Source organism: Sphingomonas sp. Leaf5 (genome assembly GCF_001421155.1).
Classification (GTDB): domain Bacteria; phylum Pseudomonadota; class Alphaproteobacteria; order Sphingomonadales; family Sphingomonadaceae; genus Sphingomonas.
On sequence record NZ_LMJZ01000007.1, the window covers coordinates 57347 to 72320 of the forward strand.

Here is a 14974-nt window from a genome sequence, read left to right on the forward strand (position 1 = left end):
GCGCCCGCCGGCCGGATCAGAAAATGCGCTCGCGCACGAACAGCACGTCGTCGGGCAGGACCGGTGCGGCCAATTCGGCCTCCAGCTCGCGCCCGCCGCGATACAGCGTCACCTTGCGCTCCGACCCCGACAGGGTCGGGCCGCCGGCACGGGCCAGCGCCTGCCGGATGGTCATGCCCGGCGCGATCGCGAACGCGCCGGCGTTGCCGATCTGGCCATAGACATAATATTGCGGTGCCGGGATCGCATAGACCGCATCGCCCGGCTGCATCGCGACGTCGGGCTGCTGCCCGCGCGCGATCTGGGTCAGGCTATAGGTCGTCACCTTGCCGGCACGGCGCAGTTCGACGATGTCCGAACCGCCTTCGCGCAGACCGCCGGCCCGCGCCGCCAGTTCGCTCAGCTGGGTCGGCCGGTCGAGCGGCACCACCCCCGGCTTGGCGAATTCGCCAAGCACGGTGACCGTGCGGCTGGCATATTCGGCGATCTCGACATTGACGATCGGATCGTTGACGTAACCGCCGCGACGCAGCTGTTCCTGGATCGCGCTGGCCAGCGCCTGCGTCGTACGATTCGACGCCTCGACCCGGCCGACCAGCGGCAGGGTGATCGATCCGTCGGACTTGATGCGTGTCTTGGTCACCGAACCGCCCTGACCATAGATCGACACTTCGATCTGGTCTTCGGCCCCCAGCCGATATCCATCCCACGTCGCCTGCGCGGCGGCGGGTTGCGCGAGGGCGCACGGCATCGCAATCGCGATGGCCAGACTGACGAACGCCTTCATCCCCATATCCTTTCCCATCATATGCTCAGCATCGCCCGCAATGTCGTGGCAAAGCTGTCATAATCGTAAAAATCATTTTCGGCCGTACGCTGCCGGTACCGGGCGGCCAGTTCCAGCGTGATCGGCTGCGCCAATCGGTAGCGGACATCGGCCTGAGCGTTAAGCTGCGTATCGGACAGACGCGGCTCCGCGACGAACAACGGGTCCTCGCCCTTGTAATCGCGCTGCGACAGCTGGACACCGGCCCCGAACGACGTGCGCCGGCTGATCGTCAGCCGTGCGCCGAAATCGACCTGATCGCGCAGGATATAGCTGACGCCCAAATTGCCGCGCGCCGACACCGACCGGCCGAACGCGGCCGTCAGGACGAATCGCGAGATCGGGGTATAGGATGCGTTGATCGAATAGGTGATGCCGCTGAACGGCGTCGCCTGCGGCGATGCGGGATCGGCGGAAGTATAGCCGACCTCGCCGCTCGCCTTGATCCGGGTGCCGACGTCGCGTCCCACGCGCAGACCGGCCGACCGGATCTGCGTCACGTCGCGGACCTGCCCCTCGGGCGTATCGTAGAAGCGCGCGCGACGGATCGTCGAGAACGCACCGAACAACTGCGCCGTGCCTAGGCTGGGCAGGCTGTAGCCGATGCCGACGCGCCCATCGATGATGTTCTGGTTGCGCAACTGGCGGCGTTCGTTGTCGACCTTGAAATATCCGGCCGAGGCGATCGGATAAAATCCGGAGGGGCGCGGGCAGCTGGCCGCGATCGAGTAATCGGTGGTCGTCGCCGTGTTGCTGATGACGACGCCCAGATCCTCCAGGTCGGACTGTGCCTGCACGAAGGTACCGAGCACCGTCGCCCGACATTTCGGCCCGACGCGGATGTCGGCACCGCCGGTCAGCGCGATATCCTGCCGGTTCAGGAAGTCGAACCGGTTGTTCCACACATAACCGGCATAGCCATTGGCGAAGATCCGCTGCCGCGCCAGTTGCCGGCTGTAATCCAGCGTCAGCCGGGGTGCGGTCGACAGGTTGTCGGTCGGCTGGTTCGTGCGCTGCTCTCCCAGGCGCAGGATATTGGTGTCGTAGGTTTCGACCAGCGCCAGCGACAGGTCGAACTTGTTTTCCTGCGCCCGCGCGGGTGCTGCGGCCATGACAAGGCCGACCGCGCCAGCGGTCGCGGCGATGGCGACTGGACCCTTCATTCCCCGAACTCCCTGTCGGATGCGGCGCATCCGGCCCACCGCTCTATGACTTTCCGATCGTCCGGTCAAAATCCGCACGCGACCGTTACGATACGGGCGAGTTCCGGCACGCAGCCGGTCCGATCGCCCGATCGGGTTGCCGTAACTACCGATCGCGGCACGAAAAGTATATCCCGATGCTGCACTGCGGCATCATTTTGCCCGCGCACCATTGACCCTGCGCGCGCGGCAAGCCATTGCGTCGCCGAACGCGCGGATCGAGAATGCGCGCAGCACGCCACAGGGAGCGCGACATGAGCAAGGGACGGGTCGTGTTCGTGTCCGCGTTTCACGATTATCGCACCGCGAAGCGGGCGAGCATCCATCCGATCGCCAAGGCGCTGGCCAATACCGGGTACGACGTCACCTTCCTGTCGACGCGGTTCAGCCGCCTGTCGCGGCGCAAGGGCGATTCGCGGCTGTTTTTGTGGGACCGGGCCAACCAGTTCGAAACCGTCGACAACATCCGCTGCTATCTGTGGCGCACCGCCTTCCACCCCTTTGCCACGGGATCGAAGCTGGGTGACAAGGTGATGGGCACGCTGTTCCCGCTCTATGCCGAACTGCCCAATCGCGACGTCGACCGGATGTTCGCACAGGCCGATTATCTGGTGGTCGAGGCGACGGTTGCGGCGGTGATGCTGCGGCGGATGCGCCGGCTCAACCCGACCGCGCGGATCATCTATTACGCCACCGACCGGCTCGATACCGTCGGGGCGCATCCCTATGTCCGCCAACGGCTGGAGGTCGATGGCGCGCTGGTCCATCATGTCAGCCTGCGCTCCAGCGTGATGGCGGAGGATTTCGGCTGGGCGACCGACCGGCTGACGCGAATCGGCTTCGGCATCGATCCCGACGATTTCGTCGACGACGGGGTCAATCCGTACGCGCCCGGCACGGTGAACGCGGTGTCGGTCGGGGCGATGCTGTTCGACCAGAATTTCTTCCGCATCGCCGCGCCGGCCTTTCCCGACGTGCAATTCCACGTGATCGGCAGCGGCGCGAAGTTCGATGTGCCGCCCAACGTCATCCTGCACGACGAGATGCCGTTCCGCGCGACCCTGCCCTATCTGCGCCATGCGACGATCGGGCTCGCCCCCTATCACCGGGCGGCCGGCGTCGAATATCTGGCGGAGTCCAGTCTGAAGCTTGCCCAGTATGAATATCTCGGCCTGCCCGCGGTTTGCCCAGATTTCGCCTGCGGCGATGTGACGTCGCGTTTCGGATATCGTAACGACGATGCCGTATCGATCGGGGCGGCAATACGCGATGCGCTGGCGGCAGCGGGCAGCGTGGCACCGCGCGCCTTCCCGACATGGGACGGGATCGGCGAACGGTTGCTGCACCCCGAACGCTATCCGGACACCGCGTTGCCGGGTCACGCCCTACCGCATTCGAACCGATAGGCAATTGATGACGTTTATGCGATGCAAGGTCCGGGCAGGCCAGCGCCGGCCCGCGGGGAAGGAGGCGGAATGTTCGATCGATTGATGGGCCGCGTCCGTCTGCTGTTGCGAAAGCTCAATGGTGATACCGGCCGGATGCTGCCCAGTCCGCTGAAGGTCGCGGCGCAGGCGTCGCGCCCTCCGGTTCCGCGCGCGCCGACGGCACCGGCCCGGACCGCCACCCCCGAATTGTCGCCCGAACGCCGTATCGAGCGTACCCGCGCCCTCGCCGTCCGCCTGTTCGGCGCGAATCAGCCGGTCGACAATCCGCGCGACCTGTTCGGGCGGGAACACGAACTGGCCACGCTGCGCGAGACGGTACTCGAATCGGGCATGCACGCCGTAATCCACGGCCCGCGCGGCAGCGGCAAGACGTCGCTGGTCCGCGTCTTCGGCGACATGGCCGACGCCCGCGGTGCCACGATCATCTATCTGTCGTGCGCCGGCACCGGGGACTTCGGTCAGGTGATCCTGCCCTATCTCCACGAACTCGGCCCCGCCCCGTTCGGGTTGCGCGGGGACGAATATGCGAAGGCGATCGACCTGCTGTCGGCAGCGCCGACACCGCGCGCAGTCGCCGCGCTGCTCGCGCGGGCCGACCGCGACGATGTCGTCTTCATTCTCGACGAATTCGACCGGCTCGACGATAGCGAGACCAAGGCGCAACTGGCGCTGCTGCTGAAACTGCTGTCCGACATGCGTTCGCGCGTCCGGCTGCTGTTCGTCGGCATTTCGGGCGACGTCAGCGAACTGATCGACGTCCATGCTTCGGTCCGCCGCCATCTGACCGCTGTCGGGCTGAAACCGATCGCCGATGCCGAGGTTAAGAATTTCATCCGCCTGACCAGCAACGCCATCGGTCTGACCATGGCACCCAGCGCGCTGGAAGCGTTGCGTTGGGCGGCGTGCGGTTCGCCCTATCACATGCGGCTGTTCAGCCTGCAGGCCTGTCTGGTCGCGATCGATCGCGGACAGCAGGAGGTCGACGATGCGGCGATGACCGAAGGGCTGCGCCGCGCGCAGGCGGTCTGGCGGACGACCAATCCGCGCGACGACGAACTGTTCGCCCGGCTGCTGGGCGAACACCGCTATCCGATCGCGCTGCTCGAAAGCTTTGCGCGCGCCTGCGCCACCCATCTCGAATTCACCGTCGCCGACCTGACCGAAGCGCTGATCCGCGACGGCCATGATCCGGCGCAGGTGCCCCATCTGATCGAAAGTTTCGCCCCGGCACTCGGGCGAATGCAGGAAGGATCGCAGCGGCTGGCGTTCGACGACGTGCTCGCGCCGCAATTGCTGCTGGCGATGTGCGTGACGACGCGGACGGGGTCCGTCCCCGCGTCGTCCGCCGACGAAGGAACCATGCAATGAATGTCTGGGACTATCTCGAGTCGCTGAAAAGCCGCTGGCGGCTGGTCGCGCTCGTCGCGATCGCATGCATCGTCGCGGTCGCGATCTGGACGTGGCAGTCGCCGCGTACCTATACCGCGTCGTCGACGCTGCTGTTCGATCTGCAGCAATCCGATCCGGTCGCCGGCGGCAACGGCGCTGCCAAGGCGTCGGCATCGGTGCTGGGGACGCAGGTCGACATCATCCGGTCGGGCGTCGTCGCGCAGCGTGTCGCCGAAAAGCTCGGCTACGACAAGGACCCCGACCTGATCCAGCGCTATCGCGAATCGGGCGAACAGCGCATCGGCCTGCGCGAATGGATCGGCCGCCGGCTGGTCGCCCCGCTCGAAGTGGTGACTACCCGCACGACCAACGTGTTGTCGCTCAACTACAAGAGCGCCGACCCCGAAAAGGCCGCCCAGCTCGCCACCGCCTTTGCCGAGGCCTATGTCCAGACGCAGTTGCAGCTGCGCATCGATCCGGCGCGTGTCTATTCGCAGTGGTTCCGCTCGCAGATCAACGAAGCGCGCGACCGCCTCGAACAGGCGCAGCGTCGCCTCAGCAGCTTCCAGCAGGCACGCGGCCTCGTCGGTGCTGGCCGGTTCGACATCGAACAGGCGCAGTTGAGCGAATTGTCGCAACAGATGACCACGGCGCAGGCCGAAACCGCACAGTCGCGCGCCCGCGCCAACACCTCGGTCGGGTCGTCGTCCTCAGCCCAGCAGTCCGCCGTCGTGCAGGGGCTGGACGGGCAGATCGCGACCAAGTCGGCGGAATTGTCGCAATTGCGTCAGTCGCTCGGCCCGAACCACCCGCTGGTCGTCGCCGCGCAGGCGCAGGTCGCTGAACTGCGCGCCCGGCGTGGTCAGGCGGTCGGCACGGTCGTCGACGCGGTTCGTACCGACAGCGCCGCCGCTGCGGCACGCGAGGCCAATCTGCGTGGTCTGGTCGCGGCACAGCGCGAACGGGTGCTGCGGCTGGCCAGCGCGCAGGACGAAATGGCGGTGCTGCAACGCGACGTCGACTCGTCGCGCGCCGCCTATGACGCGGTCACCGCGCGGCTGAACGAAGTCCGCCTGCAGAGCGAAATTCCGCAGACCAACGTCAGCGTGCTCGACCGCGCGACCGCACCGACGCTGCCGTCCAGCCCGGACGTCGCCTTGCGGCTGCTGCTCGGCATCGTCGGCGGCGTGTTCGCCGGGATCCTCCTCGCGCTGTTCCTCGAATGGCGCCGGCCCCGCGTGCGCACCATCGACGGGTTCGAACGGGCGACCGGCCTGCCGGTACTCGCCGATCTCAGCCGGGGTTCGGTCCATGTTGGTTTTGCCGGAAAGGAAGCATCGGCATGAGGTTGCGTTCCAGCACGTCGCGGCCCGCGGCGGATCGCTACAGCGACATCGAAACCGCGCTGATCGATGCCAACCGGCTGGGTCGCGAAGAACTGGACCGGATCGAGGCGTATCGCGCCCGGACCGGGGCCAGCTTCACCGAAGCGGTCGTCGACCTCGGCGTCGTCGCACCCGAACAGGTGCAGCGGACGCTGGCGACGCGCGCCGAGGCAGGCACGCTGATCGATCCCGACGCCACCGGCGTCAGCCGCGCGGTCGTCGCCGCCTATGATCCCGACAATCCCCTGACGGTGAAGCTGCGCGCGCTGCGGTCCAGCCTGTTCGCGATCGAGGATCTCGAACGCGGCGACCTGCGGGTGATCGTCGTCGCGGCAGTCGGCACCGACGATACGCCGGGCGTCGCCGCCAATCTGGCGACGCTCGTCGCGCAGCTCGGCCAGCCGGGACTGCTGGTCGATGCGAACTTCGCCGCGCCCACCCATCACAGCCTGTTCGCGGTCGATCCGGTCGAGGGCGTCACCTCGCTCCTGTCCGGTGCCGAGGATCGCGAAGCGACGGTGACCGAGACGCCGGTGCCAAACCTGTCGCTGATCGCCGCCGGTCCGGCGATCGCCGCGCTGCCCGAAACGGTCGAGCGCGTGTCGCTGGTGGAACAGATTCGCGCCATCCGCCTCGGCCATCGCTTCGCGATCATCGACGCCGGTCATCAGCCACCCGAAATGATCGCCGCGATCGCGCGCGGGGCCGATGGGCTTCTGCTGGTGGTCGAGCGTACCCAGACGCCGTTCGCCGCGCTCGACACGCTGCTGCCGCGCCTCGAAGCGGCCGACGTGCCGGTCCTCGGCAGCATCCTGATCCGGTGAACCTTTGGCAGGACGGCCCATTGCGGCCGTCCTGCCCGGTCAGTCGTCGGACTGGCGAAAATAGGCCAGCCGCTGCGCGAGGATCGGCCGCCCTATTCGGTCCCAGATCACCGGCGACGTGTGCAGCCCGGCCAATGCGTGGATCATCCGCACCTGCCAGCTGCCCGCTTCGCGGCGCGCCTGTTCGATCACCGGCCAGCCCCGCGCGAAATCGCCCTTCACCATCAGGCGTGCCCCATACCAGGCGAGCTTGCGCGCCAGCACTTCGGGTCGTTGGCGCAGGAATGGGGCAAGATAGCCATGCCGGTCGATCGGGTCGTCCTCCCCCCGGTCGACCGCCAGCGCGCACTGCACGGCAAAGTCCGACAGATAGGCCTGCAGCACCAGCTTCTGCGGATCGGCGCTGACCCCGCCCGCCGGCTTGAACCGCCGGTACAGGATGTCGGGAACGATCGCATAGCCGGTATGGCGTGACATGCGCAGCCACAGGTCGCGATCCTGCGCATAGCGGAAGAACTCGCGGTAGCCGCCGACCCGATCGTACAGCGCCCGGCGGAACATCGTCTCGCCATGAGTGAACAGGTTGCGGCCCAGCAACGCCGCATGAAACGGCAGCCCGGCGGGCGGGCGGAAGACCAGCGTACCGTCGCCTACCGTCTCGTCATCCTCGACCCAGCATCCGACCACGCCCATCGTCGGATCGTCGATCAGCACCTGCGCCTGCCGCGCGACGCGGTCGGGAAAGGACAGATCGCCCGAACCATGGATCGCGACGAACGCACCGCTGCTGGCGCGAATGGCTTCGTTGATCGACGCAACGAACCCGCGATTGTCGCGCGTGATGATCTTGAGTCGGGGATCGTCGAACGTCTTCAGCTGCGCCAGCGTATCGTCGGTCGATCCGTCGTCGACGATCACCGCTTCGAGGTTCGGATAGGTCTGCGCCAGGATGGTGCCGACCGATTCCCTCACCCGGCTGCCACGATTGTAGAAGGCACTCACCACCGACACGCGGGGCAGGTCGGTCATTCGCTTTCCTTCTATCGTCCTGCCGCGACCGTCCTCGCCGGTAGCGTAGGACAGGCCCGGCACAAAGTCTGCCCTCAATTACAAGACACTGCGCCCGTGATTCCCGCGGTAGCAGTTCGTCTTTACCAGCCGATGAACGATACGGACGGGATGGTCGATCTACGGCGTGGTTCCGATGGCGGCAAGTGGGCGGTGCTCCCCGATACCGAACGTGGCGATACCGCCCGCCCCATAAGGGACGAACGGTATCGCGGGTTCCGACGGAAACCGTCGATCAGAGGATGAAGTCGCTGGCCGCCAGCTTGTAGTGGAATTCTTCGAGCCGGATGCCGAAATCAGCCTTGCCATCACCGTTCAGGTCGACTTCGACCTGGGTGTAATCGTCGATCACTTCGTAGCGGAGTTGCCCGGCCTTGCGACCGAATTCGGCGGTGCCGATAAAGGTCATCGCCTGATTGCCGCTCATCTTGGTGTTGGCGTCGAGCGCCGACAGGTCGATGACGTCGTCGCCGCGCGTGAAGTCGAGGATGCGGTCCATCGTGCTACCCTTGGATTCGTTGCCGGCAAGGTAGCGGAAGGTGTCGCGCCCGGCCCCACCGGTCAGCCAGTCGCGATTGGTGCCGCCGATCAGAATGTCGTCGCCGGCCCCGCCGGACAGCCTGTCCTCGCCTTCGCCGCCTTCCAGCCAATCCTTGCCGGCACCGCCCGTCAGGATGTCGTCGCCCTTCAATCCGTACAGGGAATTGCCGGCGTCGTTGGCGATCAGCTTGTTGTCGCTGCTGTTGCCCGTTCCGCGCCGCGCGCCACCCGACAGCGTCAGGTTCTCGACATTGGCGGTCAGCGTCCAGTCGATCGTCGCGATGACGATGTCGTTGCCGGCCTTGTACGCCTCGACCGTCTCGTCGCCGACATTGTCGACATAATAGGTGTCGTTGCCGGTACCGCCGATCAGTCGGTCCGCACCACCCAGACCGTCGAGCACATCATCGCCCCAGCCGCCGTTCAGGACATTCGCCACCGCGTTGCCGATGATGACGTTGTCCAGCTTGTTGCCGGTCCCGCTGATCGCGGTACCGTCGAGCTTCAGATCCTCGAACGAATTGCCCAGGACCCAGTCGACGGTGGCGTGGACCACGTCATGGCCCTCGCCGACCCGCTCGGTCAGCACGTCGCGGGCGTTATCGACATAATAGACGTCGTCGCCAAGGCCGCCGGTCAGGATATCGGCCCCCGCCCCGCCGTCGAGCACGTCGTTGCCCTTGCCCCCGATCAGCGTGTTGGCGGCGCTGTCGCCGACCAGAACATCCTTGAAATTGCTGCCGACCACTTCCTCGATCGACACATATTTCAGGCCATCGAGCTTGACGGTGACCCCCCCCGTCGCGGTCGAGAAATCGACCTTGTCATAGGTGCCGGCGGTGCCGATCCGCCCCGCAGACGTTGTGGTGTTGACGACCGTTCCGGTCGAAACGGGATCGGGTGCCCACAATTGCGCCAGCCCGACATCGCGACCATCGGCCAGGTTCGACAGCAACGTGTCGAGCGACGCCTTCCCGTTGCCGTTCTTGTCGAGCAGGCCGACATTATAACCGTTGAACCACTTGCCGGCGCCCCAATAGGTGCCCGACAAGCCGTAATCGTTCATCGCGTCGAGCATGTTGTCGAGCGCGACCTGCCAGCGCGGATCGTCCGAAGGGACGCCGAATTCGCCGATGAAGCCGCGTGCGCCCTTTTCCTCCAGCCACGCGACGAACGCCTGCAACCGCTTCACGCCGACATCGGCGGTGGCCCCTTCCGCATCGTAGCTGCCGGCATAGGTGCCCGACTGGTTCTTATCGAGGTAGAGGTGCGCCTCGTAGACGATGTTGTCGGCCGGGTCCTTGATGTCCAGATTGGGGTTGTTCGACCCCCAGTTGGTCGCATTGGCCCAGCTTTCGCCCTCGACGAAGATCGTGGTCTTGTCGCCCAACGCACGGATCGCATCGACCGCCGCCTGCGCCGCCGCCGGCCACACCGTCTTGTTCGGCATGTTGTGCGGCTCGTTCATCAGGTCATAGCCATACACCGCCGGCTTGTCGCCGATGGCATCGGCCAGCTTCGACCAGAAATCGGCGAACTTCTCGACCGGAACATCGGCGGTGCCGATCGCCTTGCCGGCAAAGCGGCCGTAATTATGGACGTCGATGACCACCTTCATGCCCAGGCTCTGGGCATTGTCGAGGAACTTGGTCAGCCGCGCCATTTCCTGCTCGTCGAGCGGCCCGCCCAGCTTGTCTTGCAGACGTTCCCACTTCACCGGAAGACGAACGAGTTCGATACCCTTTTGCGCGTAAAAGGTCAGATCCTTCAGCGATGGGTAGACATAGTCATAGCCATAGCGGTCGCCCTTGCCGAACTCCGCACCGGACAGGTTGATACCAAGCATTTCAGACCCCGCAGCCGTCGCAGTTGTGCGACCTTCCCGGGCTTTATGCTGCCAAGCCTGTCGATAATCGGTTGCGTGATCCGGATAACACGTCGTTCATTACATTTTAGTCGTTACGCCTGCGATCCTTTAGGACACCTAACAGGAATCGCGGATTGCCGAGGACATACCGGTCGAACATCCGCCGCGGCTCCAGCGCGAGGCGGTATACCCACTCGAGCCGCGCCGCACGCAGCCAACCCGGCGCGCGCGGGATCGCACCAGAGGTGAAGTCGAGAAACGCGCCGACGCTCATCGACGCCATCCCGATCTTCGCCGCATGTTCCGCCGCGAAAATCTCCTGCCGCGGCTGGCCCATGCCGATGACCAGCAGGTTCGCGCCCGATCGCGCAATCTCTTCGACCAGCGCAGGCTCTTCGTCCGGTTTGAAATAGCCGTCGCGGACGCCCATCACGCGATGGCGCGGATACCGCTCCGCGATGATTTCGCCCGCCTGCGCGGCGATGCCCGGTCGGCTGCCGAGCAGGAACAGGCGCAGGTCGTGGCGGCTTCGTTCGAAAAAGATCGGAATGAAGTCGCTGCCATTGACGTTCGCCGGGAACGGCGCGCCGTATAACAGCTTGCGCGCCATATCGACGCCGATCCCGTCGTTCAGCACCAGACTGTCGGAATAGGCGTCGACCAGTCGCCGGTCGGTCCGGGCGAGATTGACGCTGTGCGCGTTGCAGAAGGTGACGCTGCCACCATCGGCTGCGTCGATACGGTCGTCGACTGCCGCCACCGCTTCGTCAAAGGTCAGGACGGCGATATCGACCGGGCCGATCCTGCTGGTTTCCGCCTCGATCATTCCTGCTCCGTCGGGTTGGTATGTGCGCACTATGGTGAACCCGGCGCTAAGCCTATCGCTCAACCGCCCCGCAACCGCGCTCGTAGCAATGCCTCGGACGAATAGTCAATCGAGGCGGGCCGATGACCGATACTGCCGATCCCTATACGGTACTCGATATCGATCGTGGAGCGGACCCGGAGCAGATCAAGCGTGCCTTTCGACGGATGATCGCGCAGTGGCATCCCGACCGGTCGCGCGATGCCGAAGCCGCCGATCGTGCGGCGGCGATCATCAGCGCCTATCGCACGCTGTCCGATCCCGAACAGCGTCGGATGGTTGATCGACGGCAGACCATCCGGCCGATGCCGCCGGGGACCGAACGGCGACAGACCGTTCGCCGGGCGGCGGATCGCGCCGCGCTATCTCGGTCGCCATGCCCGACCGTGCGGGTGCGCGACGGCGCGTCGGCGGCCGTTGCGTTCGCGCTCATCGCCTATGTGCTTTCCCCCGATATCCGCGCCTATCAGCGCGACCGGGGCGACGGTGCCGCCGTCGCGGCAGCAACCGTCATCGGGCCGGAACGATGAAAAGCCCGACACTTTCGTGCCGGGCTTTCCGTCCGTTACCGAAGGTACGCTTATGCGCCCGGGGTCGGATCGAAGGTCGAGTCGGTGGTGCCGTAGTAATAGTACGTCACGCCGCCGATTTCGTTCGAACCCAGATACTTGACCGAAGTCTGGTCGGTGAAGTTCAGCTGGCCGCCCGGGCCACCCATCGGGTCGGTCGACGCCGGACCGTTCTGACCCGAGATGTCGAGCACGCCGTTCTTGCCGAACGTCACGGTGTCGTTCATGTCGCTGTCGAAGATCATCGACGTGCTGACGAGCAGATCGTCGCTACCGAAGTTGCTGATCGTGTCGCCACCGAGGTTCAGACCCAGCGCGTTGTCATGGAACAGCACCTTGGCGCCGCCATTCATGTCGAACGTGTTGTCGCCGACCGTGCCTTCGATCACGTTGGTGCGGCCGAAGGGCTCCCACAAGTTCTTCAGCGTTGCCGATTCGGCATAAACGTATCCGCCGTTCTTGTTGCCGAGATAGCGCAGTTCGGTGACGAGAGCGTTTTCGCCGGCGAGCTGCAGCTGGTCCTGACCGGCATTGCGACGGCTGACGCGATCGATGTCGAGGACGCCGTTCGAACCGAACTGGATGAAGCCATCGCCATTGCCGTCAAAGATCTGACGGTTGTTGATGATCGAGTCGTTTGCGCCCCAACCGATGAACAGGTCGTTGCCGACGTTGCCATTGGCGATGACGAATGCGTTTGCGCCGTCGCCGGCCTGATACGTGTCGCTGTTGCCGTTCGCGACCACATCCTGCTGGGTCGCGGTCGTGATCAGAACACTGTTATCACCAAATGCCATAAAATAATCCTCCTTGTTGCCCCGGAGGTGCGCGGTGGCCGACGATCGACTCCCTGCACCATTCGGTCCCCCCTTTTCCGCGCAAGGCAGGAAACAGGTTTGTCGAATGTCTTCACCCGGGTCAGCAACGTCACTTCGACGAGCACCGCATTTACTGTCGAGTAACCATTTCGTTCCCGGTCGGAGACGGCCTTTTACATATGTCTTGTTGCGGGACAGCACAAGCGTGGCAAATATGTATCAAACCGGGATCAACTTATTGAAAAACAACTAGTTCCCGCAAACGATATCGCCGTCGATACGCATGCGTTACGATCCCTTGACTTCTGCGGTTTTTAGGCGGGAATCGACCGTAGACTACCCGGCCGAAACGCCCCCGTCGCAGCGATTTTCAGCCCGTTCGGTTGCGCCGCAAAATAAGGTAGAGCGCGCCCCCTCCGCCATGCCTTGGATGCGCGCCGCGAATTGATGCGATGCGGTCGACGTGCCGGCCGGCCGCGATCCAGTCGCCGATCGCCGCCCGAATCGCCCCGCGGGCATGCGGCCGTTCCGATTCGGCACGCGGCGGGCGACCGGTCACGACCAGCAGCACCCGGTCGCCGCGAACGATCGCCCGTCCCAGTTCCTGATCGAGCCGCGCATGGGCCGATGCCAGCGTATGGCCGTGCAGATCGATCGTCGCATCGGGACTGACCAGTCCGCGCGCCAGCTTGTGGTCCCAGCTCGCGTCGAGCGTATCGCCGGGCGTCCGTGCCGGGCGTGCGGGCTTGACGGCGGGTGACGCGATCGGCCGCGCGGGCTTGGGCTTGGGCGCACCATGTTGTTCCAGCACGGCGAGCGGCGCGACGGGTCGCGCGCCGTGCAGCGGCTTTACCGCCGCGACGACCCGCGCCCAAAGCGCCGCCTCGCCCGGATCAAGGCGTCGGCCGGCCACTCGCGATCCGTGCGACGGTACCGATCGGCAACAGCAGGAACGCCGTGCCGCGCGCGCTCATACCCCCGGCGATCGCCCGCGCCTCGTCGCCCGCGCCCCAGAAGGTGTCGAAGCGATTGGTGCCCTTGATCGCGCCGCCGGTATCCTGCGCCACCCACAGGCCGGAGGCATCGGTGCGATCCATCGACAGGAACACCGGCGCGCCCAGCGGCACGAAGCGGACATCGGTCGCCACGCTGGCATTGCCGGTCACTGGCAGGCCCATTGCGCCCAGCGGCCCCGGCCCGGTCAGTTCGCGAAAAAACACGAAGCTCTTGTTCTCGCGCATGACGGCGCGCCCCTGTTCGGGATTGGCGCGCAGCCACGCCATCAGCCCCTGCATCGACGCCTGCCCCGGCCCGATCAGCCCGCGGTCGCGCATCAGCTTGCCGATGCCGGTATAGTCGCGGCCATTCTGCCCGGCATAGCCGATGCGCATGACCCCGCCATCGGGCAGGCGCAGCCGCCCCGAACCCTGCACCTGCAAGAAGAACATCTCGACCGGATCGGCCGCCCACGCGATTTCCAGCCCGCGTCCGGCCAGCGCCCCGTCCTCGATCGCGGTCCGGTCGTAATAGGGCACGAACTTCGCACCCTCGATGCGGCCGCGGACCTTCTTGCCCTTCCAATCGGCCGAAAACAGCCCGAGATCGGCCTCGACCAGATCGCCCGGCACGCCATAGATCGGGGTTTCATAGCCCGGCTGCCGGGTCCGCGCGCCGTGAATTTCCGGTTCATAATAACCGGTCGCAAACGCCTTGCCGTCGCCCACTTGCACCGTTTCGAACCATTGCGTGAAGAACGTCCGCGCCTGCCCCGCCCCGACGCCGCGCGCCGCATCGCACGCGCCCTGCCAGTCGGCCCCGCGCGTCAGCCCGGTCGGATCGGCCCGCCGCACCAGCGACGGACAGGAAATGCGAAACGCTGCCAGAGCGCGCGCGGCGGACTCTTCGGTCAACGGCAGGGTCGTGACCGGCGGCCCGGCAACGACCCCCGCCGCCAACGCGGTCGTCGCGCCGTCGATCGCAGCACCGCCGGTAATCGGCGGCAACGGCACCGCCCCAGTCGGCTGGCGCACCGCGACCGGCCGCTGCGCCGGCGCCTGACCCCGCACCGGAGGACGCGCAGACGTCGCCGTCTCCACGCCCCTAGGCACGATCGCATTCGAACAGCCAGCCAGCAACAGCGCGGCAAGCGCCGCCAATCCCCCCTTGCGCATCG

Annotated in this window: 13 protein-coding genes; 5 read left to right on the forward strand and 8 right to left on the reverse strand. The window is 65.8% G+C overall.

What is annotated here, in order from left to right; translation table 11 throughout:
* Window positions 1-16: 16 nt before the first annotated feature.
* Together ASE50_RS07355 and ASE50_RS07360 are read right to left on the reverse strand one after the other, a co-directional pair.
* Window positions 17-808, reverse strand: coding sequence for a polysaccharide biosynthesis/export family protein (locus tag ASE50_RS07355; RefSeq protein WP_082438881.1), 792 nt, complete (start codon window positions 806-808; stop codon window positions 17-19).
* A complete protein-coding gene (locus ASE50_RS07360; RefSeq protein WP_056397865.1) occupies window positions 805-1989 on the reverse strand; it encodes an outer membrane beta-barrel protein in 1185 nt (394 codons plus the stop codon). Before ASE50_RS07360 ends, ASE50_RS07355 begins: the two co-directional genes overlap by 4 nt.
* Before the next feature lie 293 nt (window positions 1990-2282).
* On the opposite strand from ASE50_RS07360, the gene ASE50_RS07365 reads away from it, so the two are divergent.
* From ASE50_RS07365 to ASE50_RS07380, 4 genes are all read left to right on the forward strand, one after another.
* On the forward strand, window positions 2283-3434 hold the full coding sequence (locus ASE50_RS07365; protein WP_056397868.1) for a hypothetical protein: 1152 nt from the start codon (window positions 2283-2285) through the stop codon (window positions 3432-3434).
* Between the two features lie 69 nt (window positions 3435-3503).
* Complete coding sequence (locus ASE50_RS07370) at window positions 3504-4844, forward strand: AAA family ATPase (RefSeq protein WP_056397870.1); 1341 nt, start codon at window positions 3504-3506, stop codon at window positions 4842-4844.
* Complete coding sequence (locus ASE50_RS07375; RefSeq protein WP_056397873.1) at window positions 4841-6211, forward strand: GNVR domain-containing protein; 1371 nt, start codon at window positions 4841-4843, stop codon at window positions 6209-6211. The genes ASE50_RS07370 and ASE50_RS07375 overlap by 4 nt, the downstream gene beginning before the upstream one ends.
* Window positions 6208-7074 carry a hypothetical protein gene (locus ASE50_RS07380; RefSeq protein ID WP_156347341.1) on the forward strand — a complete coding sequence of 289 codons (867 nt, stop codon included), beginning with the start codon at window positions 6208-6210 and terminating at the stop codon, window positions 7072-7074. Before ASE50_RS07375 ends, ASE50_RS07380 begins: the two co-directional genes overlap by 4 nt.
* A gap of 39 nt (window positions 7075-7113) precedes the next feature.
* On the opposite strand, the gene ASE50_RS07385 is transcribed toward ASE50_RS07380, so the two are convergent.
* The 3 genes from ASE50_RS07385 to ASE50_RS07395 form a co-directional block, all read right to left on the reverse strand.
* Window positions 7114-8103 (reverse strand): glycosyltransferase, encoded by a 990-nt coding sequence (locus ASE50_RS07385; protein WP_056397880.1) that lies wholly within the window; start codon window positions 8101-8103, stop codon window positions 7114-7116.
* Window positions 8104-8377: 274 nt separating this feature from the next.
* Window positions 8378-10528, reverse strand: a complete 2151-nt coding sequence (locus ASE50_RS07390; protein WP_056397884.1) for a cellulase family glycosylhydrolase — start codon at window positions 10526-10528, stop codon at window positions 8378-8380.
* Window positions 10529-10634: 106 nt separating this feature from the next.
* Window positions 10635-11375 (reverse strand): WecB/TagA/CpsF family glycosyltransferase, encoded by a 741-nt coding sequence (locus ASE50_RS07395; RefSeq protein WP_056397887.1) that lies wholly within the window; start codon window positions 11373-11375, stop codon window positions 10635-10637.
* A gap of 122 nt (window positions 11376-11497) precedes the next feature.
* Between ASE50_RS07395 and ASE50_RS07400 the strand changes: the two genes are divergently transcribed.
* Window positions 11498-11944: a J domain-containing protein gene (locus ASE50_RS07400; RefSeq protein WP_056397890.1), complete on the forward strand. Its 447-nt coding sequence runs from the start codon at window positions 11498-11500 to the stop codon at window positions 11942-11944.
* Window positions 11945-11994: 50 nt separating this feature from the next.
* On the opposite strand, the gene ASE50_RS07405 is transcribed toward ASE50_RS07400, so the two are convergent.
* The 3 genes from ASE50_RS07405 to ASE50_RS07415 all read right to left on the reverse strand — a co-directional run bounded on the left by ASE50_RS07405 (window position 11995) and on the right by ASE50_RS07415 (window position 14972).
* A complete protein-coding gene (locus ASE50_RS07405) occupies window positions 11995-13002 on the reverse strand; it encodes a hypothetical protein (protein ID WP_156347342.1) in 1008 nt (335 codons plus the stop codon).
* 169 nt (window positions 13003-13171) lie between these two features.
* Complete coding sequence (locus tag ASE50_RS07410; RefSeq protein WP_056397896.1) at window positions 13172-13714, reverse strand: Smr/MutS family protein; 543 nt, start codon at window positions 13712-13714, stop codon at window positions 13172-13174.
* Window positions 13695-14972, reverse strand: a complete 1278-nt coding sequence (locus ASE50_RS07415) for a murein transglycosylase A (RefSeq protein WP_056397898.1) — start codon at window positions 14970-14972, stop codon at window positions 13695-13697. The genes ASE50_RS07410 and ASE50_RS07415 overlap by 20 nt, the downstream gene beginning before the upstream one ends.
* Between the last annotated feature and the right edge of the window lie 2 nt (window positions 14973-14974).

Bases quoted from the DNA above. Each gene is read 5' to 3' on its own strand.
- ASE50_RS07355 (WP_082438881.1), bottom strand. From the start codon at position 808: ATGATGGGAAAGGATATGGGGATGAAGGCGTTCGTCAGTCTGGCCATC.
- ASE50_RS07360 (WP_056397865.1), bottom strand. From the start codon at position 1,989: ATGAAGGGTCCAGTCGCCATCGCCGCGACCGCTGGCGCGGTCGGCCTT.
- ASE50_RS07365 (WP_056397868.1), top strand. From the start codon at position 2,283: ATGAGCAAGGGACGGGTCGTGTTCGTGTCCGCGTTTCACGATTATCGC.
- ASE50_RS07370 (WP_056397870.1), top strand. From the start codon at position 3,504: ATGTTCGATCGATTGATGGGCCGCGTCCGTCTGCTGTTGCGAAAGCTC.
- ASE50_RS07375 (WP_056397873.1), top strand. From the start codon at position 4,841: ATGAATGTCTGGGACTATCTCGAGTCGCTGAAAAGCCGCTGGCGGCTG.
- ASE50_RS07380 (WP_156347341.1), top strand. From the start codon at position 6,208: ATGAGGTTGCGTTCCAGCACGTCGCGGCCCGCGGCGGATCGCTACAGC.
- ASE50_RS07385 (WP_056397880.1), bottom strand. From the start codon at position 8,103: ATGACCGACCTGCCCCGCGTGTCGGTGGTGAGTGCCTTCTACAATCGT.
- ASE50_RS07390 (WP_056397884.1), bottom strand. From the start codon at position 10,528: ATGCTTGGTATCAACCTGTCCGGTGCGGAGTTCGGCAAGGGCGACCGC.
- ASE50_RS07395 (WP_056397887.1), bottom strand. From the start codon at position 11,375: ATGATCGAGGCGGAAACCAGCAGGATCGGCCCGGTCGATATCGCCGTC.
- ASE50_RS07400 (WP_056397890.1), top strand. From the start codon at position 11,498: ATGACCGATACTGCCGATCCCTATACGGTACTCGATATCGATCGTGGA.
- ASE50_RS07415 (WP_056397898.1), bottom strand. From the start codon at position 14,972: ATGCGCAAGGGGGGATTGGCGGCGCTTGCCGCGCTGTTGCTGGCTGGC.